This window comes from Burkholderia sp. 4NA327C6, from assembly GCF_005502655.1.
Taxonomy (GTDB): Bacteria; Pseudomonadota; Gammaproteobacteria; order Burkholderiales; family Burkholderiaceae; genus Burkholderia; species Burkholderia contaminans.
Window position 1 is genome coordinate 84,835 of sequence record NZ_SCNZ01000016.1, and the last position, 24,722, is coordinate 109,556.

Annotated in this window: 26 protein-coding genes; 17 read left to right on the forward strand and 9 right to left on the reverse strand. The window is 67.4% G+C overall.

Going from position 1 to position 24,722, the window contains the following annotated elements; genetic code table 11:
* The first annotated feature begins 125 nt into the window (after nt 1-125).
* From FFS49_RS18125 to infA, 5 genes are all read left to right on the forward strand, one after another.
* Nucleotides 126-1,097 (forward strand): sialidase, encoded by a 972-nt coding sequence (locus FFS49_RS18125; protein ID WP_105816526.1) that lies wholly within the window; start codon nt 126-128, stop codon nt 1,095-1,097.
* 55 nt (nt 1,098-1,152) lie between these two features.
* Nucleotides 1,153-3,615 carry an MMPL family transporter gene (locus FFS49_RS18130; protein ID WP_105816525.1) on the forward strand — a complete coding sequence of 821 codons (2,463 nt, stop codon included), beginning with the start codon at nt 1,153-1,155 and terminating at the stop codon, nt 3,613-3,615.
* Between the two features lie 67 nt (nt 3,616-3,682).
* Nucleotides 3,683-4,762 carry a Rieske 2Fe-2S domain-containing protein gene (locus FFS49_RS18135; RefSeq protein WP_039350830.1) on the forward strand — a complete coding sequence of 360 codons (1,080 nt, stop codon included), beginning with the start codon at nt 3,683-3,685 and terminating at the stop codon, nt 4,760-4,762.
* Between the two features lie 291 nt (nt 4,763-5,053).
* The gene (locus FFS49_RS18140) at nt 5,054-5,257 is read left to right on the forward strand and encodes a cold-shock protein (protein WP_006483056.1); all 204 of its coding nucleotides are present in this window, start codon (nt 5,054-5,056) and stop codon (nt 5,255-5,257) included.
* Between the two features lie 470 nt (nt 5,258-5,727).
* Nucleotides 5,728-5,991 (forward strand): translation initiation factor IF-1, encoded by a 264-nt coding sequence (gene infA, locus FFS49_RS18145; protein ID WP_039350804.1) that lies wholly within the window; start codon nt 5,728-5,730, stop codon nt 5,989-5,991.
* Nucleotides 5,992-6,166: 175 nt separating this feature from the next.
* Here infA and FFS49_RS18150 read toward each other — a convergent pair whose 3' ends face one another.
* Together FFS49_RS18150 and FFS49_RS18155 are read right to left on the reverse strand one after the other, a co-directional pair.
* On the reverse strand, nt 6,167-6,964 hold the full coding sequence (locus FFS49_RS18150; protein ID WP_105816523.1) for an alpha/beta hydrolase: 798 nt from the start codon (nt 6,962-6,964) through the stop codon (nt 6,167-6,169).
* A gap of 114 nt (nt 6,965-7,078) precedes the next feature.
* Nucleotides 7,079-7,858, reverse strand: a complete 780-nt coding sequence (locus FFS49_RS18155; protein ID WP_105816601.1) for an SDR family oxidoreductase — start codon at nt 7,856-7,858, stop codon at nt 7,079-7,081.
* A 165-nt stretch (nt 7,859-8,023) separates the two neighbouring features.
* On the opposite strand from FFS49_RS18155, the gene FFS49_RS18160 reads away from it, so the two are divergent.
* The 3 genes from FFS49_RS18160 (at nt 8,024) to FFS49_RS18170 (ending at nt 10,585) form a co-directional block, all read left to right on the forward strand.
* Nucleotides 8,024-8,923, forward strand: coding sequence for an AraC family transcriptional regulator (locus FFS49_RS18160; protein ID WP_039350797.1), 900 nt, complete (start codon nt 8,024-8,026; stop codon nt 8,921-8,923).
* A 169-nt stretch (nt 8,924-9,092) separates the two neighbouring features.
* Complete coding sequence (locus tag FFS49_RS18165) at nt 9,093-10,340, forward strand: alkaline phosphatase family protein (protein WP_105816522.1); 1,248 nt, start codon at nt 9,093-9,095, stop codon at nt 10,338-10,340.
* Entirely contained in the window at nt 10,337-10,585 is a 249-nt protein-coding gene (locus tag FFS49_RS18170) for a hypothetical protein (RefSeq protein WP_069251683.1), read from the forward strand. The genes FFS49_RS18165 and FFS49_RS18170 overlap by 4 nt, the downstream gene beginning before the upstream one ends.
* 117 nt (nt 10,586-10,702) lie before the next feature.
* Here FFS49_RS18170 and dmpG read toward each other — a convergent pair whose 3' ends face one another.
* From dmpG to FFS49_RS18200, 6 genes are all read right to left on the reverse strand, one after another.
* A complete protein-coding gene (gene dmpG / locus FFS49_RS18175) occupies nt 10,703-11,734 on the reverse strand; it encodes a 4-hydroxy-2-oxovalerate aldolase (RefSeq protein WP_105816521.1) in 1,032 nt (343 codons plus the stop codon).
* 16 nt (nt 11,735-11,750) lie between these two features.
* Nucleotides 11,751-12,650 carry an acetaldehyde dehydrogenase (acetylating) gene (locus FFS49_RS18180; RefSeq protein WP_105816520.1) on the reverse strand — a complete coding sequence of 300 codons (900 nt, stop codon included), beginning with the start codon at nt 12,648-12,650 and terminating at the stop codon, nt 11,751-11,753.
* A 13-nt stretch (nt 12,651-12,663) separates the two neighbouring features.
* Nucleotides 12,664-13,446 (reverse strand): 2-oxopent-4-enoate hydratase, encoded by a 783-nt coding sequence (gene dmpE, locus FFS49_RS18185; protein ID WP_039350783.1) that lies wholly within the window; start codon nt 13,444-13,446, stop codon nt 12,664-12,666.
* A gap of 86 nt (nt 13,447-13,532) precedes the next feature.
* The gene (locus tag FFS49_RS18190) at nt 13,533-14,915 is read right to left on the reverse strand and encodes a DUF1329 domain-containing protein (protein ID WP_039350780.1); all 1,383 of its coding nucleotides are present in this window, start codon (nt 14,913-14,915) and stop codon (nt 13,533-13,535) included.
* A gap of 40 nt (nt 14,916-14,955) precedes the next feature.
* Nucleotides 14,956-16,521, reverse strand: coding sequence for a DUF1302 family protein (locus FFS49_RS18195; RefSeq protein WP_039350777.1), 1,566 nt, complete (start codon nt 16,519-16,521; stop codon nt 14,956-14,958).
* A gap of 155 nt (nt 16,522-16,676) precedes the next feature.
* A complete protein-coding gene (locus tag FFS49_RS18200; RefSeq protein ID WP_105816600.1) occupies nt 16,677-17,456 on the reverse strand; it encodes an SDR family oxidoreductase in 780 nt (259 codons plus the stop codon).
* A 137-nt stretch (nt 17,457-17,593) separates the two neighbouring features.
* Here FFS49_RS18200 and FFS49_RS18205 point away from each other — a divergent pair, with 137 nt between their 5' ends.
* The 9 genes from FFS49_RS18205 to FFS49_RS18245 all read left to right on the forward strand — a co-directional run bounded on the left by FFS49_RS18205 (nt 17,594) and on the right by FFS49_RS18245 (nt 24,106).
* Entirely contained in the window at nt 17,594-18,430 is an 837-nt protein-coding gene (locus tag FFS49_RS18205; protein ID WP_105816519.1) for an alpha/beta hydrolase, read from the forward strand.
* A gap of 66 nt (nt 18,431-18,496) precedes the next feature.
* Nucleotides 18,497-19,285 carry an SDR family NAD(P)-dependent oxidoreductase gene (locus tag FFS49_RS18210; protein ID WP_039350771.1) on the forward strand — a complete coding sequence of 263 codons (789 nt, stop codon included), beginning with the start codon at nt 18,497-18,499 and terminating at the stop codon, nt 19,283-19,285.
* 38 nt (nt 19,286-19,323) lie between these two features.
* On the forward strand, nt 19,324-20,073 hold the full coding sequence (locus FFS49_RS18215; protein WP_105816518.1) for an electron transfer flavoprotein subunit beta/FixA family protein: 750 nt from the start codon (nt 19,324-19,326) through the stop codon (nt 20,071-20,073).
* Between the two features lie 16 nt (nt 20,074-20,089).
* On the forward strand, nt 20,090-21,034 hold the full coding sequence (locus FFS49_RS18220; protein WP_105816517.1) for an FAD-binding protein: 945 nt from the start codon (nt 20,090-20,092) through the stop codon (nt 21,032-21,034).
* A 3-nt stretch (nt 21,035-21,037) separates the two neighbouring features.
* Entirely contained in the window at nt 21,038-21,565 is a 528-nt protein-coding gene (locus FFS49_RS18225; RefSeq protein WP_105816516.1) for a transferase hexapeptide repeat family protein, read from the forward strand.
* 97 nt (nt 21,566-21,662) lie between these two features.
* A complete protein-coding gene (locus FFS49_RS18230; protein ID WP_046547929.1) occupies nt 21,663-21,911 on the forward strand; it encodes a hypothetical protein in 249 nt (82 codons plus the stop codon).
* Between the two features lie 272 nt (nt 21,912-22,183).
* Complete coding sequence (locus tag FFS49_RS18235; protein ID WP_039350755.1) at nt 22,184-22,483, forward strand: hypothetical protein; 300 nt, start codon at nt 22,184-22,186, stop codon at nt 22,481-22,483.
* A 190-nt stretch (nt 22,484-22,673) separates the two neighbouring features.
* On the forward strand, nt 22,674-23,318 hold the full coding sequence (locus FFS49_RS18240) for a DUF1326 domain-containing protein (protein ID WP_105816515.1): 645 nt from the start codon (nt 22,674-22,676) through the stop codon (nt 23,316-23,318).
* Complete coding sequence (locus FFS49_RS18245) at nt 23,315-24,106, forward strand: DUF2182 domain-containing protein (RefSeq protein WP_046196521.1); 792 nt, start codon at nt 23,315-23,317, stop codon at nt 24,104-24,106. Before FFS49_RS18240 ends, FFS49_RS18245 begins: the two co-directional genes overlap by 4 nt.
* 94 nt (nt 24,107-24,200) lie before the next feature.
* Here FFS49_RS18245 and FFS49_RS18250 read toward each other — a convergent pair whose 3' ends face one another.
* Entirely contained in the window at nt 24,201-24,665 is a 465-nt protein-coding gene (locus FFS49_RS18250; RefSeq protein WP_105816513.1) for a cupin domain-containing protein, read from the reverse strand.
* Nucleotides 24,666-24,722 lie beyond the last annotated feature (57 nt).

The window sequence follows — 24,722 nt, forward strand, 5'->3', positions numbered from 1 at the left end:
CAGGCTGCCCGCCATTCAGGACCATTCGAGGCCGCGGCAACGACCGAAGGCCCGGAGCCTTGCAGGCGACGACGGTAAGTGCGATGGCGCGAACCGTCGTCGAACGCAGACACAGGAGACAAGCGATGAAACGAACTTTGCCCGGACTCGCGATGTCGGCGCTCGTGCTCGGCGCCGCGCTGTTCGCGTTTTCGCCGCGCCCGCTGCCGGCGTTCCCGGTCACCGCGATCCATGCGGACCGGCTGCAGGTCAACGGGCTCGCCCGGGCCGGCGCGCGCATCGTCGCGGTCGGCGAACGCGGCGTGATCCTGCTCAGCGACGACGCGGGCGCCCACTGGCGGCCGGCCGCGATCACACCCGGCCAGGCATCGACGCTCACGCAGGTGCGCTTCATCACGCCGACGCTCGGCATCGCGGTCGGCCACGACGGCCGGATCGTGCGCAGCGACGACGCCGGCCTGCACTGGCGCGAAGTGCACACGGACCACGCCCATGCCGATCCGCTGCTGTCCATATGGGGCACGGCCGACGGCCCGCTGTTCGCGGCCGGCAGCTTCGGCCAGCTGCTGCGCTCGGACGATGCGGGCCTGAACTGGCAGACCGTGAAGACGCCGGCGGGCGATCGTCACCTGAACGCGATCGTCGGCGACGGCCACGGCACCCTGCTGGTCGCGGGCGAGAGCGGCACGCTGCTGCGCTCGACCGACAACGGCGCGACGTGGGACAAGCTGCCGGCGCCGTACGCCGGTTCGCTGTTCGGCGCGCTGATGCTCGCGAACGGCGACTGGGTCGCGTACGGGATGCGCGGCAACGTGGTGCGCAGCACCGATCGCGGCGCGACCTGGACGCATGTCGACAGCCACGTCCCGGTGTCGTACTTCGGCGCGACCCAGCTCGCCGACGGCGAACTCGTGCTGGTGGGCCAGGGCGGCGCGATCGTCGCGTCGCGCGACGGCGGGCTGACCTTCGACGTGCGCAAGCTCGGCGGCGTGCAGAGCCTCGCGGCCGTGCTCGACATGGGCCACGGCACGCTGCTGCTCGGCGGCGAGGCCGGCGTCGCGCCGCTCGCCGGCGCGGTTGCGTCAAGCCCGTCCTGACGCGCGGCCGTCCTGCTGCCTGCTCCCGTTCGTTTCGCATCGACAAGAGAATTCCATGAACGACCTGTCACGCTCCCCTGAAGCCGTTCCCGCGTCGCGCCTCGCCGCGTTCGTCGAGCGCTGCGCCGACACGATCATCCGCCGGCGCAAGCTGCTGATGCTGCTGTGCGTCGCGGTGACGCTCGCGCTCGGGCTGTCCGCGACGCGCCTGAAGCTCGATCCGGGCTTCAACAAGATGATCCCGATGCAGCACCCGTACATGCAGGTGTTCGACCGCTATGCGGGTGCGTTCCCCGGCGCGAACACGATCCTCGTGAGCCTGCGCTGGAAGGGCGACGGCGACATCTACAACCGGACGTTCATGGACGCGCTGCGCCATGCGACCGACGACGTGTTCTTCATCCCGGGCGTGAACCGCTCGCGCGTGTTCTCGCTGTTCACGCCGAACGTCCACTACACCGAGGTGACCGAGGCCGGCTTTCGTGGCGACGTGGTCGTGCCGGGCCAGTTCTCGAGCGCGAACCCGGACGATCTCGGGAAGGTGCGCCGCAACGTCGCGCGTTCCGGGCAGATCGGCCGCCTCGTCGGCAACGACCTGAAGTCGGCGCTGATCCGCGCGGAGCTGCGCGAGACGGACCCGGCCACCGGCAAGCGGCTCGACTACAGCGCGGTCGCGCGCCAGCTCGAGGAAATCCGCGCGCGCTACGCGAAGCAGGGCATCGACGTGAACATCATCGGCTTCGCGAAGCTGGTGGGCGACGTCGAAAACGGCATCGCGGGCGTGATGGCGTTCTTCGCGCTCGCGTTCCTCGTGACGGCCGCGCTGCTGTTTGCGTACACACGCTCGTTGAAGACCACCGTGCTGGCGCTCGTCGTCGCGCTGCTGCCGGTCGTGTGGCTCCTCGGCGCGCTGCCGCTGCTTGGCCTCGGCATCGACCCGATGTCGATCCTCGTGCCGTTCCTGATTTTCTCGATCGGCGTGTCGCACGCCGTGCAGATGACCAACGCGTGGAAGCAGGCGCTGGTGCGCGGCGCGTCGTCGGTCGATGCCGCGCGCGACGCATTCCGCAAGCTGTTCGTGCCGGGCACGGTCGCGCTGCTGACCAACGCGCTCGGCTTCATGGTGATCATGCGGATCAGGATCGACATCGTGCGCGAGCTCGGCATCACCGCGTGCCTCGGCGTGCTGCTGATGATCGTGACGAACAAGGTGTTCCTGCCGATCCTGCTGTCGTACACGCGCCTCGAGCGCGGCACGCTGGCGCATGCGCAGCGCACCGCGGCAGCCGGCGGCAGCCCGATGTGGTCGCGCTTCGCGGTGTTCGCACGGCCGGCGCCGGCGCTCGGCGTGTTCGCGGTGGCGCTCGCGCTGCTCGCGTACGGCACGCTCGAATCGCGCAAGCTGGAGATCGGCGACATCGGCACCGGTGCGCCTGAACTGCGCGCGAACTCGCGCTACAACGTCGACAACGCGGCGATCACGCACCAGTACAACATCGGCGTGGACGTGCTGTCGGTGATCGTCGAGACGACCGGCTTCGACGATGCGTGCCTCCATTACCCGGTGATGAGCGCGATCGAGAAGTTCGAGATGAACATGCGCGGCGTGGCCGGCGTGCAGTCGGTGACGAGCGTGTCGTCGCAGGGCAAGGTGTTCATCGCCGCGTTCAACGAGGGCAACCCGCGCTGGGCCGCGCTGCCGCGCTCCAGCGACGGCCTCACGCAGGGTTCCAACGCGTTCGATCCCGACAACGGGATGAACACCGCGAACTGCAAGGCGATCCAGGTGCTGATCTACACGAAGAACCACGAAGGCACGACCATCGCGCACATCGTCGACGAGATCAAGCGCTTCGCGGCCGAGAACCCGACGCCGAACGTCGCGTTCCGGCTCGCGGGCGGCAACGTCGGCGTGATGGCCGCGACCAACGAGGCGGTCGGCGACGCGGAGATCGCGATGCTGCTGTCGATCTTCGGCGCGATTGCGCTGCTCTGCGCGGTCACGTTCCGCTCGTGGCGCGCGGTGCTGTGCATCATCGTGCCGCTCACGCTCGTGTCGATCCTGTGCAATGCGGTGATGGCGCGCCTCGGCATCGGGCTGAAGGTCGCGACGCTGCCGGTGATCACGCTCGGCGTGGGTGTGGGCGTCGACTACGGGATCTACCTGTACGAGCGCCTGCAGCACGACATCCGCCACGGCGCGACGCTGCCGGATGCCTTCGCCGACGCGATGCGCCAGCGCGGCACGGCGGCGCTGTTCACGGCCGTCACGATGTTCATCGGCGTCGGTACCTGGGCGTTCTCCGCGTTGAAGTTCCAGGTCGACATGGGCGTGCTGCTCGCGTTCATGTTCCTCGTGAACCTGTTCGGCGCGGTGTTCCTGCTGCCCGCGCTCGCCGCATGGCTCGGCGTCGAGCAGGCCGAGCGCCGTGAGCGGCACCAGCAGCAGCCGTCGCCGGCGGCGCCGGCACCGTTGAAGCCGTCGCCCGCGCTCGAATCCGGCAACCCGATGCGCTGACCGGCGCGCCCATTTCCCCCGCGCGCGGCCGGCCGCCGCGCGCTCTCCACAAGAGGAGTCAACCCACATGTCCGCACGCCCTTACAAGATCGAAGCCCAGCCGCTCGCGCAGCGCTATGCGCGCGGCTGGCACTGCCTCGGGCTCGCCCGCGATTTCAAGGACGGCAAGCCGCACACGCTGAACGCCTTCGGCCGCAAGCTCGCCGCGTTCGCCGATTCGACCGGCAAGGTCAACATCGTCGACGCGTATTGCCCGCACATGGGCGCCGACCTGAGCCTCGGCACGGTGCAGGGCGACCACCTCGTGTGCCCGTTCCACGGCTGGGCGTGGAGCGGCGAAGGGCAGTGCGCATCGATCCCGTACTGCAAGCGGATCCCGCCGAAGGCGCGCATCGGCGCATGGCCGACCTGCGAGGAAAACAACCTGCTGTTCGTGTGGAACGACCCGGAAGGCAACGCGCCGCCGCCGGAGGTCGCGATTCCGCGCCTCGACGTGTGCTTTTCCGACGAATGGTCGGACTGGGTCGTCGACAAGATGGTGATCCAGGCCAACTGCCGCGAACTGGTCGACAACATCTCGGACGTCGCGCACTTCGCGACCGTGCACCGCGCGCCGATCGACTATTTCGCGAACCTGTTCGAGGATCACAAGGCGACGCAACTGATGGTCGGCCGCAGCGAAAAGCTCGGCGGCGACGCCCTGACCGCGCTGTCGACGTATTTCGGGCCGGCCGTGCACATCACGCAGATGACGGGGCAGAGCGGCGGGCAGCCGATCCACTCGGTGCTGCTGAACTGCCACGTGCCGATCGACATGAACAGCTTCGAGCTGCGCTACGGCGTGATCGTGAAGAAGGTGCCCGGGCTGACCGACGCGCAGAACATGGAGATCGCGAACGCGTACGTGAAGGAAGCGCAGCGCGCGTTCTACGAGGACGTCGACATCTGGCACAGCAAGACGCGGATCGACAACCCGCTGCTGTGCGAAGGCGACGGGCCGCTGTACCAGATGCGCGACTGGTATTCGCAGTTCTACCTGGACGTGGCGGACGTGCGGCCGACGAGCGTCGCCCGCAAGGCGTTCGAGATGCGGATTCGCGAAGGTGACGCGCCCCCGGCGCTGCATCACGTGTTCGAGCCGCAGTGAAAACGCGGCGGCCCGGCCGAAAAAGGGGGGCGTATCGAAATGCTTCCCGTCGGCCGGCAACGCCCGCCGCGTAAGGCGCACGCGGTGGGCATGCTTGTGCATCGCATCAAAAAGACTTGACGAAGCGGCCACTAGCGCGTAGTGTCCATGACCGAAGTGTTCAAGAAGTTCGATTGCTCATCATTGGCCGCACTCCGTGCGGCGGTCGTTGGTCTCTCCCTCTTTTGATTCTTTCTGTGCCCTTCACGGGCGCATGTTCAATCATTCGTCATTTGTATTAAGGAAGTAATTGTGGATACCGGTACCGTCAAGTGGTTCAACGAAACCAAGGGCTTTGGTTTCATCTCCCCTGACAACGGCGGCGACGATCTGTTCGCCCATTTCTCCGAAATTCGCGGCACGGGCTTCAAGACCCTGGCCGAAGGCCAGAAGGTCAGCTTCGAAGTGAAGCGCGGCCCGAAGGGTCTGCAAGCGTCGAACATCACGCCGCAGTAAGTCGCATCGGCAACGGCCGCCAAACGGTGGCCGCTGCCGGCTGGATTGGCGCGCAGGGCGCCGCTTTGGCGGCAGCCGGCGCGTTTCCGATGCGCACGACCGATGCATCGCGACATCCACGATGCATCGGTCGTGACGCCTCCCTCATCGCATGCGCGACCCGCGTGCGACGCAACGCCTTCGTGAAGCGCCTGCCGTTTCGCGAGCGCATCACCGCTTCAACGCATCAACCCGAGCAGACCGCCGCCATGCCGTAGCAGGCGCGGTCCCGACTTTGCGCGGCGCTCCATGCGCCGCCGCCACCGACCGCCTGAACGCCGTAACGCGCCGGGCTCCGATCGCAAGACAGGCCCTGGGCCCGTCTGAACGAACCGATCCCCGGCAGCCTGCCGGCCGCCGTCCCGTTGTGGGGCACGGCGCCGGGCAGATCGCCGCGGCCGCGGTCAATTACCTTGTCTGGAGGAATTGGTTTGGCAAAAGAAGAACTGCTGGAACTGGACGGAATCGTCGACGAAGTGCTGCCGGACAGCAAATACCGTGTCACGCTGGAAAACGGCGTCGTGGTCGGCGCCTACGCGTCGGGCCGCATGCGCAAGAACCACATCCGCATTCTCGCGGGTGACCGTGTGACGCTGGAACTGTCGGTCTATGACCTCACCAAGGGTCGCATCAACTTCCGTCACAAGGACGCGAATTCCCCGCGTCCGCAGCGCAGCGGCCAACCGCGCCGTTAAGCGCGGCAACGATCGGCGCGGGCATGCAGCACTGCCTCGCCGATCGAATCCTGTCCGGCCGACGAGGCCGGACGAGCCGGGTGGACGACACATCGCGTGCCGTCCGCCGGCCGCCGGCATCGTCATGCCGTGGCGGCCCACACCGCCTTCACCGGCCGCCGCGCGTGCACAACGCTCAGGCGGCCGCGTCCCGCAGGAAATCCTCGACGATCATCGCGAAATACGGCGGACATTCCTGCATCGGGTAATGCCCGCAATTCGGTATCGTCACGAGCCGCGCGTTCGGATGCCACGCGAGGAACGTCGCCTGCATCGCCGCCGCGTCGAGCCCCGGATCCTTGTCGCCGACGATCACCAGGAAACGCGTGTCGAGCCCGCGGATGTCGTCGATGAAATCCGTGCCGGTCAGCATGTCGAGATACGCGAGCCGGCAATCCGGCGCCACACGCTCGCGGTTCTGCCGCAGCTTCACGTCGGCCCAGCGCGCCGACAATCCCCCCGTCACGAATCGCACGAGCCGGCGAAACGCATCGTCATCGACGGTCGTGCTCGCGAAGAAGGCACGTGCGTCGTCGTTCAGGCGATTGCCGGCCGCCGACACCGGGCACACGGCGATCGCGCTCCTGATGCGCGATGGCGCGTCGGCGGCGAGCCGTTGCGTCGCCATGCCGGTCATCGAATGGCCGATCACGTGAAAGCGCTGCCAGCCGAGGCGATCGGCGAGCGCCAGGCAGTCGGCCGAGATTTCGTCGACGGTACAGGCACCGCTCAGGTGGATGGATTCGCCGTAGCCGCGCAGGTCGACGAACACGTACGTGAACGCCGCTTCGTCGAGATACGGCAGCAGCGCCGTGTAGTTCGTGCGGTCGCCGAGCCAGTCGTGCAGGACCATCACGCATTCGGGGCCGGTGCCGTGCTGCAGGTAGCCGAGGCCGCCATTCGGGCCGGAGGCGAGGGGGGCGATGCGGTTCATTTCAAGGGGTTTCCTTTTGGTTGGCGGAACCAAAACGAAACGCCCTCCCGGCGGACCGGGAGGGCGTCTTGAAAGTGCGCCGATCGTATCGGGCCGCTCGGCGAAAGTCAACGCTCAGAGGGCCATCCCGCCCGACACCTCGATGCGCTGCGCATTGACCCAGCGGTTGTCGTCCGACAGCAGCGAAGCAATCATCGGCCCGATGTCGTCGGGCTCGCCCGCGCGGCCGAGCGCCGTCCATTCCGCGACGCGCCGGTTGACCTCGGGGTTGTCGCGCACCATCCCGCCGCTGAAGTCGGTTGCCACCGCGCCCGGCGCGACGACGTTCACCGCGATGCGGCGCGGGCCGAGCTCCTTGGCCAGATAGCGCGTCAGCACCTCGACGGCTCCCTTCATCGACCCGTACGCCGCGCTGCCCGGCACGGCGACGCGCGTGAGGCCCGACGACACGTTCACGATGCGGCCGCCGTCGCGGATCAGCGGCAGCAGCGCTTGCGTGAGGAAGAACACGCCCTTGAAGTGCACGCGATAGAGCGCATCGAGATCGGCTTCCGTCGTTTCGGCGATCGGCGCGTGATGCGACGTGCCTGCATTGTTGACGAGGAAATCGAACCGGTCGGCGCCCCAACTGGCCAGCGCTTCGCGGAGCTGCCCGGCGAAGCGGTCGAACGTCGCGCTGTCGCCCGTATCGAGCGGCAGTGCGATCGCCGCCTGCCCCGCGTCGGCGGCCAGCGCGACGACGCGATCGGCCTCGGTGCGATTCGAGTGATAGGTGAAGAGCGCGCGCACGCCGCGCTGCGCGAGATGCAGCACCGTATTGCGGCCAAGCCCGCGGCTGCCGCCGGTGACGACGGCGATTTTCGGGGTGGAAGGATGGGATTGGGCTGCGGTCATGCTGGGCTCCTGATCGAAGTCGGTGACGAACAGCGCCAAGCGTACGGTGGCGGCTGCCGCGCCTGAATGCCGGAACCGGCCGCGTTCTTGCCTGATCCTGCCCGACCGCCCCGGCAAGCGTCGCGCCGCGTGTACCATCCGGACATCGGGATACGGAGGGGCTGCATGTCGGACGAACTGGTCGAACGTGTCGCTCGCCTGACGGGCGCGGCGGGTGAAGAGAGCCCGTTCGCGACGGCGATCGACGGGCTGATCCTGCTGCGTTCCAATCGCGAGAAGCTGCCCGCGCCGCTGATCATGAAACCGGCGCTGTGCGTCGTCGTGCAGGGCGCGAAGTGGACGACGTTCGGCGGGCGCCGCTACGACTACGGGCCCGGCCGCGCGCTCGTCGTCAGCGTCGAGATGCCGGCGACGAGCCGCATCGTCAAGGCGAGCGAGACCGAACCGTTCCTCGGCATGGTGCTCGAATTCGATATCGCGATGATGCGTGAAGTACTCGAGCGACTCGATACGCCGCCATCGCAACCGCGTGGCGCGATCGGCCATGGCGTGTGCGTGACCGATTTCGGCGGGCCGCTCGCCGATTGCGTGCTGCGGATGATGCGGCTGCTCGATACGCCGGCCGCGATTCCGGTCGTCGCGCCGCTCGTGAAGCGGGAGATCTGCTACTGGCTGCTCGCGGGGCCGCACGGCGGCGAAGTCGCGCGCGTCGTGTTCGCCAACGGCCATGCGCAGCGCGTCGTCGCGGCGATTCATGCGCTGCGCGGCCAGTTCGCCGAGGCGATCCGCGTCGAGGATCTCGCCGCTGTCGCACAGATGAGCCCGTCGGCGTTTCACCGGCAATTCAAGGCGCTCACGTCGATGACGCCGCTGCAGTACCAGAAGCAGTTGCGCCTGCTGGAAGCGCGGCACCTGATGGTGACGGGCGCGGCGAACGCGGAAACGGCCGCGTATCGCGTCGGCTACGAAAGCGCGTCGCAGTTCAGCCGCGAATACGCACGGATGTTCGGTGCGCCGCCGCGGCGCGATGTCGTCACGCTGAAAACCGCGTCGGCGGACAGTTGAACGCGCCCGCCGCGACGCGGTTCGCGTGCGGCTTTACGTGCGGGCCGGGGCGGTCGTACACTCATCGGCAATTCGCGGCCCGCGCCACGGCTTTCAATTCCTTCAGCAGCTTTCAGCGGGCCGACGATCGTGCCAGCAGGACTTTCGTCGCGCGACGCCAGGAGGCGCCATGAGTGCAGACGCAGCCCCCGCATCCCCGTCGGTTCAGGACCGCATCCAGCACGTGTTCGTGCTGATGCTCGAGAACCGTTCCTTCGATCACCTGTTCGCGCTGTCGGGCTACCCCGATATCGTTGCCGCGTCGCCGGGTAACAGCAATGCGTACGGTGACGCGGTATATCCGTTCGGCGGCGGCGCGCCCGACCGGATGCCGACCGATCCGTGCCACGAATTCAACGACGTGCTCGAACAGCTGTGCGGCGCGGGCGTGCCGTTCGTGAAAGGGCAGCCGTATCCGCCGGTCGTCAACACCGGGTTCGTGTCGAACTACGCGACATCGCATTCCGAAGGCACGCCGCCGCAGCAGGCCGACGCGGGCAAGATCATGCAGGGCGTCGATATCGCGACGCAGGCGCCGTCGCTGCACGCGCTCGCGAACGCGTTCGTGCTGTGCGACGCATGGCATGCGTCGATGCCGGGGCCGACCTGGCCGAACCGCTTCTTCCTGCACGGCGCATCGTCGGCCGGGCTCGACCATTCGCCGACCAGGGAAGAAATGGCCGGATGGGATGCGTTCAACGGCTTTCCGTATCCGAAGGGTTCGATCTTCGCCGCGCTCGGCGACGACAACTGGCGCATCTACCAGGACCAGACCGGCGACCCGCTCGGCCACGTGCCGCAGGTCGCGTCGCTGAAGGGCATCAGCTTCTTCGACATCGACGACCTCGCGCACTTCGAGGCCGATCTCGCGGCCGGCTATACGGCGCGCTACACGTTCATCGAGCCCGGATACGGCGACATCGTGCACGGCACGTACCAGAACGGCAGCTCGCAGCACCCGATGGATGGCCTTGCCGGCGGCGATCAGCTCGCCGCGCGGGTGTACAACGCGATCCGCAATTCGCCGGTGTGGAACAGCAGCCTGCTCGTGATCTGCTACGACGAGCACGGCGGTTTCTACGATTCGGTCAGGCCGGGCGCCGCGCCGCCGCCGAACGATGGCGCGGCGGCGACGTTGAACGCGAGCGGCTTCGGGTTCGACGTGTATGGCGTGCGCGTGCCGGCGATCGTGATCTCGCCGTGGGTCGCGGCCGGGCAGGTCGACCACACGCCGTACGATCATGCATCGGTCGCCGCGACGCTCGAGCGGCTGTTCGGTCTCGCGCCGCTGACGGATCGCGACCGTCTCGCGAACGACCTGCTGGCACTCGTCACCCCGACGTGCCGCACCGACTGCCCGCAAAGGATCGGATCATGAGTACGACACCGGCCCCCGACCCGCGCGATGCGCTGCCCGTGCGCGACGGCACGAGCCTGATCGCGTTTCTGCACATCCTGAAAAAAGCGCATGCGGCGCTGGTCGGGCATGACAAGGCCCATCAGCGCTTCAGCGAGATCGTGACGCGCGGGCAGGCGCGGCAATACATCGAGGAACTGATGCCGTCGCTGTTGCAGGCGCGTGAAGCGCATCGGCGCAAGCGGCACGGGGGGAAGCATCGCTGAAGCCGGCGGGCGATGCGTGACCGACGTCGCTCGATCCGCGCATCCGAAATGAAAACGGGGCTTGCGCCCCGTTTGCCGCTGTGCCGCTGCGTCCGGATGATTGCCGGCCGCGTACGTTCAGGCCGCCACCGCCCGCGCCCGCGCCATCGTCAGCGCCGCGTCCTCGATCATGTCCTCCTGCCCGCCCACGAGCCGCTGCCGGCCCAGCTCGACGAGGATGTCGCGCGCCGGAATCCCGTACTTCGCTTCCGCGCGCTTCGCGAACAGCAGGAACGACGAGTAGACGCCTGCATAGCCGAGCGTCAGCGCGTCGCGGTCGAGGCGGATCGGCGCGTCCATGATCGGCACGACGAGATCCTCGGCGACGTCCGAGATCGCGAACACGTCGACGCCCGTTTCGATCCCCATCCGGTCGCACACCGCGACGAACACTTCCATCGGCGTGTTGCCCGCGCCGGCGCCGAGGCCGGCCGCGGCCGCGTCGATCCGGTTCGCGCCGGCGGCAACCGCCGCGATCGAGTTGGCGACACCCATCGCGAGGTTGTGATGGCCGTGGAAACCGAGTTCGGTCTCCGGCTTCAGCGCGTCGCGCACCCGGGCGATCCGTGCGGTCACGTCATCCGGCAGCATGTGGCCGGCCGAATCGGTGATGTAGATGCAGTTCGCGCCGTACGATTCCATCAGCTTCGCCTGCACGACGAGCTGCTCCGGCGACGACATGTGCGCCATCATCAGGAAGCCGACAGTATCGAGCCCGAGCGTGCGCGCGAGGCCGATGTGCTGCTCCGACACGTCCGCCTCGGTGCAGTGCGTCGCGACGCGGATCGTGCCGACGCCGAGTTCGTGCGCCATGCGCAGATGCTCGACGGTGCCGATACCGGGCAGCAGCAGCGCCGACACCTTTGCCTGCTTCAGCTCCGGAATCACGGCGCCGAGGTACGCCTCATCGGTATGCGCGGGGAACCCGTAGTTGACCGACGCGCCGCCGAGCCCGTCGCCGTGCGTGACCTCGATCAGCGGCACGCCGGCCGCGTCGAGCCCGCGCGCGATGTTGCGCATCTGGTCGAGCGTGATCTGGTGGCGCTTCGGGTGCATCCCGTCGCGCAACGACATGTCGTGGACGGTGATCTTCTTGCCTGCAAGTGACATCGTGTGACTCCTCGACTCAAGCGGTGGCGGCCGTCGCGGCCAGCATCTGTTCGGCGAAACGCTCGGCCGTGGCGGCCGCGGCGGCGGTCATGATGTCGAGGTTGCCCGCGTACTTCGGCAGGTAATCGCCGAGCCCTTCGACCTCCATGAAGACGGACACGCGATTGCCGTCGAACACGGGGCCGTTCTTCAGCGTATAGCCGGGCACGTAGCGCTGCACTTCCTTGACCATCGCATGCACGGACGCGGTGATCGCGTCGACGTCGGGCGGGCCGTCGGTCAGGCAGTGGATCGTGTCGCGCATGATCAGCGGCGGCTCGGCCGGGTTGATCACGATGATCGCCTTGCCCTTGCGGGCGCCGCCGACCTGTTCGATCGCACCGGACGTCGTGCGCGTGAATTCGTCGATGTTCTTGCGCGTGCCGGGGCCGACCGAGCGCGACGACACGGTCGCGACGATCTCGCCGTACGCAACCGGCTGCACGCGCGATACCGCATATACCATCGGGATCGTCGCCTGGCCGCCGCAGGTCACCATGTTCACGTTCGCCTGCGCGCTGTCGAGATGCGCGTCGAGGTTCACCGGCGGCACGCAGTACGGCCCGATCGCGGCGGGCGTCAGGTCGATCATCTTCACGCCGAGCGCGGTGAGCTTGTCGGAGTTGTCGCGATGCACGTAGGCGGAGGTCGCGTCGAACGCGATGCGGATGTCGTCGTCAGCCACGTGCGGCAGCAGCCCGTCGACACCCCGGTCGGTGGTCTTCAGGCCGAACTCGCGCGCCCGCGCGAGGCCGTCGGACGCCGGATCGACGCCGACCATCCACACGGGTTCGAGCACCGGCGAGCGGCGCAGCTTGTACAGCAGGTCGGTACCGATGTTGCCGGGCCCGATCAGTGCGCATTTGATTTTCTTCATCAGGATTCTTCCTTTAGATAAAGCGGACGTCGCAGCTGCCGATGCCGGAGATATGCATCGACAGCGCGTCGCCGGCCGTGACCGGAATCAGTTTGGCAAGCGAGCCGGACAGCACGATCTCGCCGGCGAGCAGCGGCACGTCGTACGCGGCGAGCGTGTTCGCGAGCCACGCGACCGCGTCGGCGGGGTGGCCGAGCGCCGCGTCGCCGCGCCCTTGTGCGACGGGCTCGCCGTTCTTGTCGATCGTCATCTCGCACGCGGCGAGGTCGAGCGTGCGCGGATCGACGCGCGCGTCGCCGAGCACGTACACGCCGCACGACGCGTTGTCGGCGACGGTGTCCTCGATGCGGATCGCCCAGTCGCGGATGCGCGAATCGACGATCTCGAAGCAGGGCGCGACGGCGGCCGTCGCGGCGATCACGTCGGTACGGTCGATGCCGGGGCCGCGCAGGTCGCGCGCGAGGATGAACGCGATCTCGCCCTCGGCGCGCGGCGCGATCAGCGTATCGGCGGCGATCGCTTCGCCGGCCGCGTAATGCATGCCGGACAGCAGGATGCCGAAATCGGGCTGGCGCACGTTCAGCATGTCCTGCACGGCCTGGCTCGTCACGCCGATCTTCTTGCCGACCACGGCCTCACCGTGCTCGATGCGGCGCTCGATGAAGCGCTGCTGGATGCGGTAGGCGTCGTCGAGCGACAGGCGGCGCGGGCGGCTCGACAGCGGCGCGACCGGCGCACGCGCGTGCCACGCGGCGTACAGCTCGTCGCCGAGCGTCGTATGCAGGCGGGAAGACATGAAAGGGCCCTCGAATCTCGAATGGAACAGGCCGCCGTGGCGGGCGGCTTGGAGCGCCGGAGCGCAGGCTCCGGCGCGCGGGTTGCTTAGTTACCCGAACTTCGGATCGCGTCCGGCGAGAAGTACGCCTCGTTGAACTGCGGGCTGTTGTCGAGCTTCGGCATCGGGCCTTCGTTCGTCAGGCGGTCGGCCATGTACGCGCCGGAGATCAGGTCGTGATAGAACACGACGCCCGGGTAGAACACCTTCGCGTCATACGCATACAGCGTCGTCGCCACGTTGGTGCGCCACAGCTGGCCGCGTGCGTCGTAGTTGTCGGCGAGCAGCGTCATCCACGAATCCTCGTCGATGTACAGCACGCGCTTCGCATACTGGTGACGGTAATTGCTCTTCAGCGTCGCCTGCAGCACCCACACGCGATGCAGCTCGTAGCGGATATACGACGGGTTCTCGTGGCCCTTGGTCAGCAGGTCGGCGTACTTCACCGAGCTGTCCATCGCCTTGTAGTTGTCGTACGGCACGTAGATCTCGCGCTTGCCGACGATCTTCCAGTCGTAGCGGTCGCCGGGGCCGTTGTACAGGCGGTCGTCGTCGACGGTGCGGAAGCCTCCCGGGCCCTGCGGCTGGTCGTAGCCGTATTCCGGCGCCTGCCGCACGCGCCGCGTGCCGGGGTTGTACATCCACGTGCGCGACGAGTTGTCCGCGCCGGCCTTGTCCCAGTTCGTGAAGCCGACGATCAGCGAGCCGCGGTCGGACAGCGGCAGCTCCGTCGCGTTGCGGTAGTACGTGCGGTTGTTCAGGTCGCTCTTCACGTCGAACTTGCCGGAATTGCGCGGCGAGTAGATGTCGTAGCGCACCTTGCCCCATGCAACGTTGCCGTCCGAGTACACGACCGCCTGGTCGTAGGTTGCCTGCTCGGCGCCGATCGCCGACGAGAAGCGCTGGTTCCACAGCAGTTCGGCAGCCGTTTTCGGGATCGGGTAGGGCACCGTCGGCGGCGCGTTCGTGAGGCCGTTCGCGTCGGACGTCATCGTCGAATCCGGCGCGTACGCACGGATGTCCTTGTAGACCGAATCCGCGTAGCGGAAGTCGCGGTGGCTCGGGTAGACGTTGATCTTGAACGTGGCCGGGTAGCGCTTGAACATCGCCTTCTGGCCGTCGGTCAGGTGCTCGGCGTACTGCGCCATGTTTTCCGCGGTGATCGTCGCGACCGGCTTGTCGTTCGCGAACGGGTCGGGGTAGCGGCTGCCGCGCTTGTACTGCACGTCAGGCGGCGTGCCGAGCCACTTGCCCGACCACTCGGGCACACCGCTGTCCTTGCTGGCGGCGCGCACCGCGCCCATCGGCGTCAGCGGGCCGTCGAGCGCCTTCAGGTCGTCCGGCGTGACCTTCGGGAACGACGCCGTCGCGACGACCGCGCACGCGGCCATCACCGACGCGCGCAGGAGGGGGAGATGAATGCGTTTCATATCGGTCCTCATAGTGCTGAATGACGAGCGGCCGGGCCGCTCAGAAGTGGTAGGTCGCCGTGGCCAGCACGTAGTCGCGATCCGCGAGCGGGCGCGTGACCGGGTTCGGCGAGCCGAGGAACTTCGCGTAGACGAGCGACAGCTGCAGGTTGCTCAGGCGCGTGAAGGTCACGCCGGCCGTCACGCGGTGGTCGCCCTGGCCCGTCAGCGAGCCGAGCGCGCCGGCGAGCGGCGACGTGCCCGTCAGGTCGTGCGTGTAGGTCAGCGGCACGTCGAGATCCCAGCCGTTGAACACGTTCTTGTAGCTGAGCGTCCACGCGATCTCCATCGCGAGCGCGTTGCGCGAATTCGTGAGCGTGGTCGAGCCGTCGAGCTCGGAGATGCTGCCGGCATGCACGTACGTGAGTTCGCCGATCAGCGTCTGCGAATTCGCGAGGAAGCTCGGCCCGATCGAGTAGATGCCGGACAGGTTCGTCTGCAGCACGTTCGCGCGGGTCGACTGCGGGCCGGTCGGCGTGTTGACGAGCACGGCCGCCCCCTGGCGGTACGACACTTCGCCGGCGACGTTCACCGGGCCGACCTGCGTCGAGAAGCTCGCGCCGGTCAGCTTGATGTTGCTGAAGTAGGTCTGCTGGTACTGGAGCGTCGGGAAGTAGGTCGTGACGACACTCGGGTTCATGTCGTTGTAGTGCAGGTGGTACAGGCCGAGCTCGGTGTCGCCGAGCACGCGGAAGCGCGCGCCGATCCCCCACTGGTTGCGCGCGCTCGGCTTGTCGTCGGGGCCGCGCGGAATGATCATCCCGCCCGGGCCGATGATGAACTGCGCGCCGGGGCCCGTGACGTCGGAATAGCTCCAGTACGTGCCGGGCGCGGTCAGCCGGTTCTGCTGGTAAGAGAACTGGTAGTAGCCGAGCAGGCTGAAGTTCGGCGTGATCTGCCACTGCGTGGAGATCTGCGGCACCGGCAGCAGGATGTCCTTCACTTCGGCGCCGGCCATGTACGACTTGGTCGCGTCGGCAGGCCCTTGCGCACCCGCGATGTTCGGGAAGAACAGGCTCTCGCCCCACGCGACGACCTGGTCGCCGACCTTCACGTTCAGGCTCGTCGAGCCGATCTTGAACGTGTTGTACGCATACGCGGCCAGCAACGTCGTGTGGCCGCCCGACCAGTAGCGCGCATCGCTCGTGAAGTTGTTGTACTGGCCCGACTGGTTCACGGTGCCCGGCGCGTCGTTGTAGTTCGGGCGGCGATACGCCTGGTCGTAGAACGTGTCGGCGCGCACGAACACGCCCCAGTCGTCGTGCTTCAGGTTCACTTCGCCGAGCAGGCTGACCTGGTTCTCGATCAGCTTGTTCTTCGCGAAGTTGCGGTCGCCGTCGTCGCCGTTGATGTTCGCCGGCGTGAGGAGATTGCCGCTCGGTGCGCGGGTGCGCATGCCGAGGCCGTAACTGAGCGTGAACGTGTAGTCCAGCGTCGTGTCGGCGCCCAGCTCGATCGTGCTGCCTGCGTGTGCGCCGGGCGCGGCACATGCCAGCAGCGCGGCGGCCAGCGTCGACAGCGTGGCGGTTGCCCGCTTGTCGGTACGGCGCGAAATCCGTTGATGCATGGTGTCTCCTCTTGGGGTATCGACGACGGTCGACTGTGTGTGTTGTCGTGAGAGGCAGAGTAGGGAGATCGCGGTAGCAGGGAATCGTCAAAATGAACTAGATGACTTCCCTAGGACTGACAACGATTCGCGCCGTATGGTTGGCCATGCGTGCATCAGCGTGCGGCGGCCTGCGCGGCCGACAGGAACGCGGGCCGTTCGCCGCCGCCGTCGAGCCGCAGGTTCGCGCCCGACGTGTACGACGCTGCGGGCGAAGCGAGGAACAGGCACGCGGCGGCGACGTCGTCGGATGTCGCGAGCCGTCCGGCGGGAATCGTCGCGCGAATGGCGTCGAGCGCGGCGGCGTCGCCGTAGTGGCCTTCGGTGGCCGATTCCGTCTGCACGAGGCTCGGGCTGATCGCGCACACGCGCACGCGCGGCGCCCACTCGACGGCGAGCGACGTGACCGCGTTGACGAGGCCCGCTTTCGCGGCGCCGTATGCGGCCGTGCCCGGCGAGGGCCGTGACGCGCTGACGCTCGCGATGAACAGCATCACGCCGCCTTCGGGCTGCGGCTGCATGATCGCGTTCACGCGCTGCGCGAGTTGCAGCGGCGCGATCAGGTTCAGGCGCACGATCGATTCGGTGAAGCGCGGCGACGCATCGGCCGCGAGCGCGAACGGCGAGCCGCCGGCGTTGTTGACGAGCACGTCGAGGCCGCCCGCCGCGGCGCGAATCGTCGCGAGCATCGCGTCGACCTGTTCGATGTCGCGCAGGTCGGCCGCGACGAACGCCGCCGTGCGGCCGCCGGCAGAAGGCGGCGTGTCGGGCGCGCTGCGTCCGCACACGAACACGCGCGCGCCTGCCGCGAGAAACCGTTCGGCGATGCGCCGCCCGATGCCCTTGGTGCCGCCCGTCACGAGCACCGTCTTGCCGCTGTAGTCGAATCCGTTCATCGTTGCCTCCGTTTCGGTGGGCCGATGATAGGAAGAAGCGCGCGCGGCTTCGTAGTCTGAAAGGATGATGCCGGCCGACGCCGGCGGCGCAATCATCGTGGCAGACATCCATCGAACGACGAAGGAGACAACCCGCAATGACGATCCCCACGACGCCGCCCGCCGGCATCTTCACCAACGTGCCGGGCGGCCTGCGCCTGCATCACTACGAGGCGGGCGAAGGGCGGCCCGTGGTGTTCATCCACGGCAGCGGCCCGGGCGCCAGCGGTTTCAGCAACTTCAAGCACAACGTGCCCGCGTTCGCGGCGGCCGGCTATCGCGCGATCGTCGTCGACCTGCCCGGCTACGGGCAGTCGTCGAAGCCCGCCGACGTCGCCTATACGCTCGATTTCTTCGTCAGCGCGCTGCATGCGCAGCTGACCGCGCTCGGCATCGGGCCGGCCGTGCTGCTCGGCAACTCGCTCGGCGGCGCGATTGCGCTGAAGTACGCGCTCGACCATCCGGGCGACGTCGACGGGCTGATCATGATGGCGCCGGGCGGCGTCGAGGATCGCGACACCTATTTCCGGATGGAAGGCATCCAGCGGATGGTGAAGCTGTTCACCAATCGCCAGATGAATGACGACACGATGCGCGAGCTGCTGACGCTGCTCGTGCACGATCCGGCGATCGTCACCGACGCGCTCGTCGCCGAGCGGATGAAGGTGTGCGTCGAACAGCCGACCGAAGTGCTGTCGACGATGAGCGTGCCGAACCTGACCGACGCGCTCGGCGACCTGCGTACGCCGGTGCTCGGCTTCTGGGGCACGGACGACCGCTTCAATCCGGTCGGCGGCGCGCTGAAGTTCCTCGAACGCTGCCGCGATGCGCGCTTCGTGCTGATGAACCGGTGCGGCCACTGGGTGATGGTGGAACACGCCGACTATTTCAATCGGGAATGCCTCGATTTTCTTGCGACGCGCACTACGCGATAACGCCGGATGCCCCTGACGGCCGGCCCCGATGCGGGCGGCCCGTCCGAACCAATACCTGGAGACGACATGAAGCTCATCGAAGACCTGTTCGACCTGCGCGGCAAGGTGGCCGCGATCACCGGCGGCGCGCGCGGCATCGGCGCGGAAACCGCACGCACGCTGGCTGCCGCCGGCGCGAGCGTCGCGATTCTCGACGTGCTGTCGCAACCGGCCGAAGCGCTCGTCGAGGAAATCCGCGCGCAGGGCGGCCAGGCCGCGTTCTGGTCGCTCGACGTCACGCATGAGGCCGATGTGGCGCGCGTGTTCGGCGAGATCGTCGCGCGCTTCGGGCGCCTCGACGTGCTCGTGAACAACGCGGGCATCGAAGGCCACAACGTGCCGACGCACGAGCTCACGCTTGCGCAGTGGCAGCGCGTGCAGGACGTCAACGTGAACGGCGTGTTCCTGTGCACGCGTGCGGCGATTCCGCATATCGACGCGGCCGGCGGCGGCTCGATCGTGAACCTGTCGTCGATGTACGGGATCGTCGGCGGCCCCGACGTGCCCGCGTATCACGCGTCGAAGGCGGCCGTACGGATGATGGCGAAGGTCGACGCGATGCTGTACGCGGCGAAGAACATTCGTGCGAACTCGGTGCATCCCGGCTATATCCGCACGCCGATGCTCGAGGAAGCGTTCCGCCAGATGGGGCAGGACCCCGATCGCGCCTTCGAGTACATGCAGACGAATGTGCCGATGGCGAAGATTGGCAGCCCGCGCGACATCGCGGCCGGGATCCTGTATCTCGTGTCGCCGGCAGGCCGCTACGTGACGGGTGCGGAGCTCGTGATCGACGGCGGCTTTACCGCGCGCTGACAGGGCGCGGCGCACGCAACGAAACAGGAGACAGGCAGTTGAAAGTGCTCGTGGCAGTGAAACGCGTGGTCGACGCGAACGTGAAGGTCGGCGTGAAATCCGACCGGACGGGTGTGGACATCGCGAACGTGAAGATGTCGATGAACCCGTTCGACGAGATCGCGGTGGAAGAGGCCGTGCGGTTGAAGGAGGCCGGCGTCGTGACCGAAGTGATCGCCGTGTCGGTGGGCGTCGCGCAGGCGCAGGAGACGCTGCGCACGGCGCTCGCGATCGGCGCGGATCGCGCGATCCTCGTCGAATCGAACGACAGCGTCGAGCCGCTCGGCGTCGCGAAGGTATTGAAGGCGCTGGTCGACAAGGAACACCCGCAACTGGTGATCCTCGGCAAGCAGGCGATCGACGACGATTCGAACCAGACGGGCCAGATGCTGGCCGCGCTGGCGGGGTTGCCGCAAGCGACGTTCGCATCGAAGGTGACGATCGCCGACGGCCGTGCGACCGTCGCACGCGAAGTCGACGGCGGCGCGGAAACGCTGTCGCTTCAATTGCCCGCCGTCATCACCACGGATCTGCGCCTGAACGAGCCGCGCTACGTGACGCTGCCGAACATCATGAAGGCGAAGAAGAAGCCGCTGGACATCGTGACGCCCGGCGACCTCGGCGTGGACGTGACGCCGCGTCTGAAGGTGCTCAAGGTGAGCGAGCCGCCGAAGCGCGCAGCCGGTGTGAAGGTGCCGGACGTGAAGACGCTGGTCGAGAAGCTGAAGACCGAAGCCAAGGTGCTGTAACAGGGAACGCAAGGAAATGACGATTCTGGTGATTGCGGATCACGACAACGCGTCGATCAAGGCCGTGACGTTGAATGCCGTCGCTGCCGCACAGGTGCTCAACGCGGTGGGCGGCGGCGACGTTCATGTGCTCGTCGCTGGACACGACGCACAAGCGGCAGCCGATGCAGCGGCGAAGATCGCCGGTGTGACGAAGGTGCTGCTGGCCGATGCGCCGCAACTGGCCGACGGTCTGGCCGAGAACGTCGAAGCGACGGTGATGAACGTCGCGAACGGCTACGCGCACATCGTTGCGCCGGCCACGGCCTATGGCAAGAACATCGCGCCGCGCATTGCGGCGAAGCTGGATGTCGCACAGATCTCCGAGATCACGGCGGTGATATCGGCCGACACGTTCGAGCGGCCGATCTACGCGGGCAACGCGATCGCGACGGTGCAGTCGAGCGATCCGGTCAAGGTGATCACGGTGCGTGCGACCGGGTTTGATCCGGTGGCATCGGAAGGCGGTGGCGCCACGGTCGAGAAGATCGAAGCGGCAGCGGATGCCGGCAAATCGCGGTTCGTGAGCCGTGAAGTGACGAAGCTGGACCGTCCGGAACTCACCAGCGCCAACATCATCGTGTCGGGCGGCCGCGGCTTGGGCAGCGGCGAGAACTACACGAAGGTGCTGGAGCCGCTGGCCGACAAGCTTCAAGCCGCACTCGGCGCATCGCGCGCCGCGGTCGACGCCGGCTACGTACCGAACGACTACCAGGTCGGCCAGACCGGCAAGATCGTCGCACCGCAGCTGTACATCGCGGTCGGCATCTCGGGTGCGATCCAGCACCTGGCCGGCATGAAGGATTCGAAGGTGATCGTCGCGATCAACAAGGATCCGGAAGCGCCGATCTTCAGCGTGGCCGACTACGGCGTGGTCGGCGACCTGTTCACGCTCGTGCCGGAAGCGGCCGCGGCGCTCTGACCGATGCCGCTGTTCGAATTCAACGGGATGCGGCCGCGCATCGATTCGTCCGCGTATGTCGATCCGAGCGCGGTCGTGATCGGCGACGTGACGATCGGCGCGCGCTGCTACATCGGCCCGCATGCGAGCCTGCGCGGCGACTTTGGCGCGATCGTCGTCGAGGACGGCAGCAACGTGCAGGACGGCTGCGTGCTGCACGTCGGGATCGGCGAGACGTGCCGGCTCGGCGTCAACAGCCACGTCGGCCACGGCGCGATCGTGCATGGCGCGACGCTCGAACCCGACACGATGATCGGCATGAACGCGGTCGTGATGGACGGCGCGACGATCGGCGCCACGACCATCGTCGCCGCGTGCGCGTTCGTGAAGGCCGGCTACGACGTGCCGCGCGGCGTGCTGCTCGCGGGCGTGCCGGGGCGCGTCGTGCGGTGGCTGAGCGATTCGGAGATCGACGCGAAGGCGAACGGTACGCGCATCTATCAGCAACTGGCGGCCGACTGCCTGCGCACGATCAGGCGGATCGACGGGTGAGCGGCGGGCATCCGGGCGCCCAGGATGCGACGGATTGCCGGGCGGGTTGCCGTTGCCGTAAGATCGGCACTGGCTTTCCCACCGGCATCCGCGCCACATGAAAAAGCACGTCCGTTTGCGGCTCACAGTCATTGCGTCGGCTTTTGCCGTCTACAGCGTTTATATGCACATCCAGCAGTTCATCAATGGCTGCGTGTGGGTCAGGGGCCATCAGCGCTGCAGCTTCGAAAACAGCACGAATTTCGAAGGCTGGATGGATCTCGACCTGATGATCGCGTGCTGCTGGGTCGCCGCGGCGGTGGTGGGCTGGATTTCCGTGATGCAGGCCGCGAAGAAGCCGGGCTGAAGGCTGGCGCTTCCTTCACCTGAAGCAGATCGCTGTCAATCCGTGACAACGATCATTCATGCGGCATCGCCGCAATCGTCAGTGCCTCTGCCGCATCCCCGCGCCGCAGGCGCAGCCGGCCACCCCACCGGGATCGGGCTCCGCTCCTTCGACGTGCTGGTCGGCTTCGACGTCGGTATGAGCGTGGCCGTCCATCGGCCGTCGTTGTGCTTTTTCCCGCCGTGCCGGGATAATGACCCGGCGTCGCGCACGCTGCGCGAGGGGAGGCTCCCATGCAATTTCCGACGGGATCGGTGGTCGCGCTCAGTTCGGCCGCCGCGACGATGTTTTCGATGGGCATGCTGTTTCTCGGCTACTGGGGCTGGCACGAGCCGCTGCCGTGGCGGTTCGGCGACTACGTCGTGATCCTGCCGGCGCTGGCCGGGTTCGCGTGCCTCGTCAGCGTGCCGTTTCTCGCCACGTCGCCGATGAAGACTCCCGACGACGAATCGCGGATGCTCGTCGCGCGGCGCGTGTTTCTGTGCGGCGCAAGTGCGTTGTGGTGCGCGATCGTCGCGTCGCTGGTCGTGTGAGATCCGTGCGGGATTCGCACGAGCCGACGTCCGCCGGTGGGGGCTTGCACGAGCGCGCCGAAGCGCCTTCCACGCGCGCTTGACCGGCGGTTTTCATGCGTCGATCCGGGCCGCCACGGCGGCTTTGATTTCCCCTGTGCGGTGCACTAGATTCGAATCATTCCTGTGTAGCCGAGCGCGAGGTGGAGCCATGACGCCGTGGGAGATTCAGGGCACCGAATTGATCAATTGCAATTGCTCATACGGTTGCCCATGCCAGTTCAATGCGCCGCCGACCCATGGCCACTGCGCGGCGATGGGGGCGATTTCGATCGACAGCGGCCACTACGGCAACGTGGTGCTCGACGGCGTCAGGATCGCGGTCGTGTTCGAATGGCCAGGGGCCATCCACGAGGGGCGGGGCCGGTGCCAGCCGATCGTCGACGAGCGGGCCAGCCCGGCGCAGCGCGAGGCGGTGCTGAAGATCATGACTGGTCAGGATACCGATCCGTTTGCGACGATGTTCTCGGTCTTTGCTTCGACGCTCGAGCAGGCGTTCGATCCGATCTTCGCGAAGATCGATTTCGACGTCGATGTCGATGCGCGGCGTGGCCGGATTCACGTCGACGGCGTGTTCGACCTCGCGGGCGATCCCATCGTCAATCCGGTGACGGGCGCCGAGCATCGCGCGAGGATCGACCTGCCGCACGGCTTCGAATACGAGCTGGCCGAAATCGGCTCGGGCTCGTCGCGCTCGCAGGGGCACATTCCGCTGACCCTCGACGGCAGCTATGCGCAGTTCGCGCGGCTGCACCTGAACAACCACGGGGTGGTTCGGCATCGCGTCGCGGCATGACTCCCGTCGACCACTGGCTCGGGCGCGAGCGCGTCGTCACGCTGCTCGGCATGGCCGCGCTCGTCGGTCTGTGCTGGTTCTATCTCTGGACGGGCGCGGGAACCGGCATGTCGGCGCTCGAGATGACCGCCGTTACGCTCTTTCCGCATCGCCTGAAGGGCGCCATGGGCAGCATGGATCCGTCGCTGCCCACGGTGATCGTGATGTGGTGGGTGATGATGATCGCGATGATGACGCCCAGCGCGGCGCCGCTCGTGATGCTGTACCGGCGGGTGCTGCGGCAGCGCGGCGCGGATGGGGCGGGTTCGGCGTTCACGTCGCTGTCGCTGCTGGCCGGCTACCTCGCCGCATGGCTCGCGTTCTCGATCGGCGCGGCGTTGCTTCAGGCGATGCTGCAGCCGGCCGGGCTGATCTCCGCGATGATGCTGTGGTCGAAGAGCGCCGTCCTTTCCGCGATCGTGCTGGCGCTCGCCGGGCTCTATCAATTCTCGCCGCTGAAACGCGCGTGCCTTCGGCAATGCCGGGCGCCGGCCGGGTTCCTGGTTGCGCACTGGCGCCCGGGCGTCGCCGGCAGTTTCCTGCTCGGCGCGCGGCACGGCATGGTTTGCGTAGGCTGCTGCTGGTTGCTGATGGCGCTGCTGTTCGTCGGCGGCGTGATGAACGTCGTGTGGATCGCCGCGCTGTCGCTCTTCGTGTTTGCGGAGAAGATCCTGCCCGGCGGCGAACGTGTCGGGCGTGCGCTGGGCGTCGTGCTGATTGCGTGGGCCGGTGTGACGTTGATCGTGTGACGGGCCGTCATGGTCAAGCCGGCGCGGGCTCGCGGAATCGCCGTGCACGGGTGAGGGCCGGCCGCGGGCGGTCCTGCGCCGGGCGATGCATGTGTCACGCAGGTCCGTTGCCGAGGTCCACGAAGACCTTGTTGGCGCCCGCCTTGTACAGCCGCTTGCCGAGTTTCGGATAGTCGCACACGTCATGTTCCGGCCGGTCGCCCGCCACGAGATAGACCAGCGGCTGATCGCCCGTATTCAGCATCGTGTGCGCGCTGCCGCCGCGCGGAAATCCCATGAAGTCGCCCGGGCTGATTGCATGGGTCCGGCCATCGACGATTGCCTCGCCGGTTCCCGACAAGACGTAGACGCATTCCTCCGCGTAGAGATGCCGGTGGTATTCGGTGGATTCGTGCCCGGGCATCAAGGTCATGAGATGAACGCCGAGTTGCGTGAGCCCGGTTGCGTCGCCAAGCGAACGCTTCAGGCGGACGGCATTCTCGTTCAGCGGGTGGGTGGAACGCTCCGGTTCCATCGCCGCGATGTCGGCGGCTTTCAGCACTTCACGCAGGGTGTTCATCGTCTGTCCTTGTCGGGAGTCGGGGCGCCGTTCGTGCAGCGGGTGTGAATGATGAGG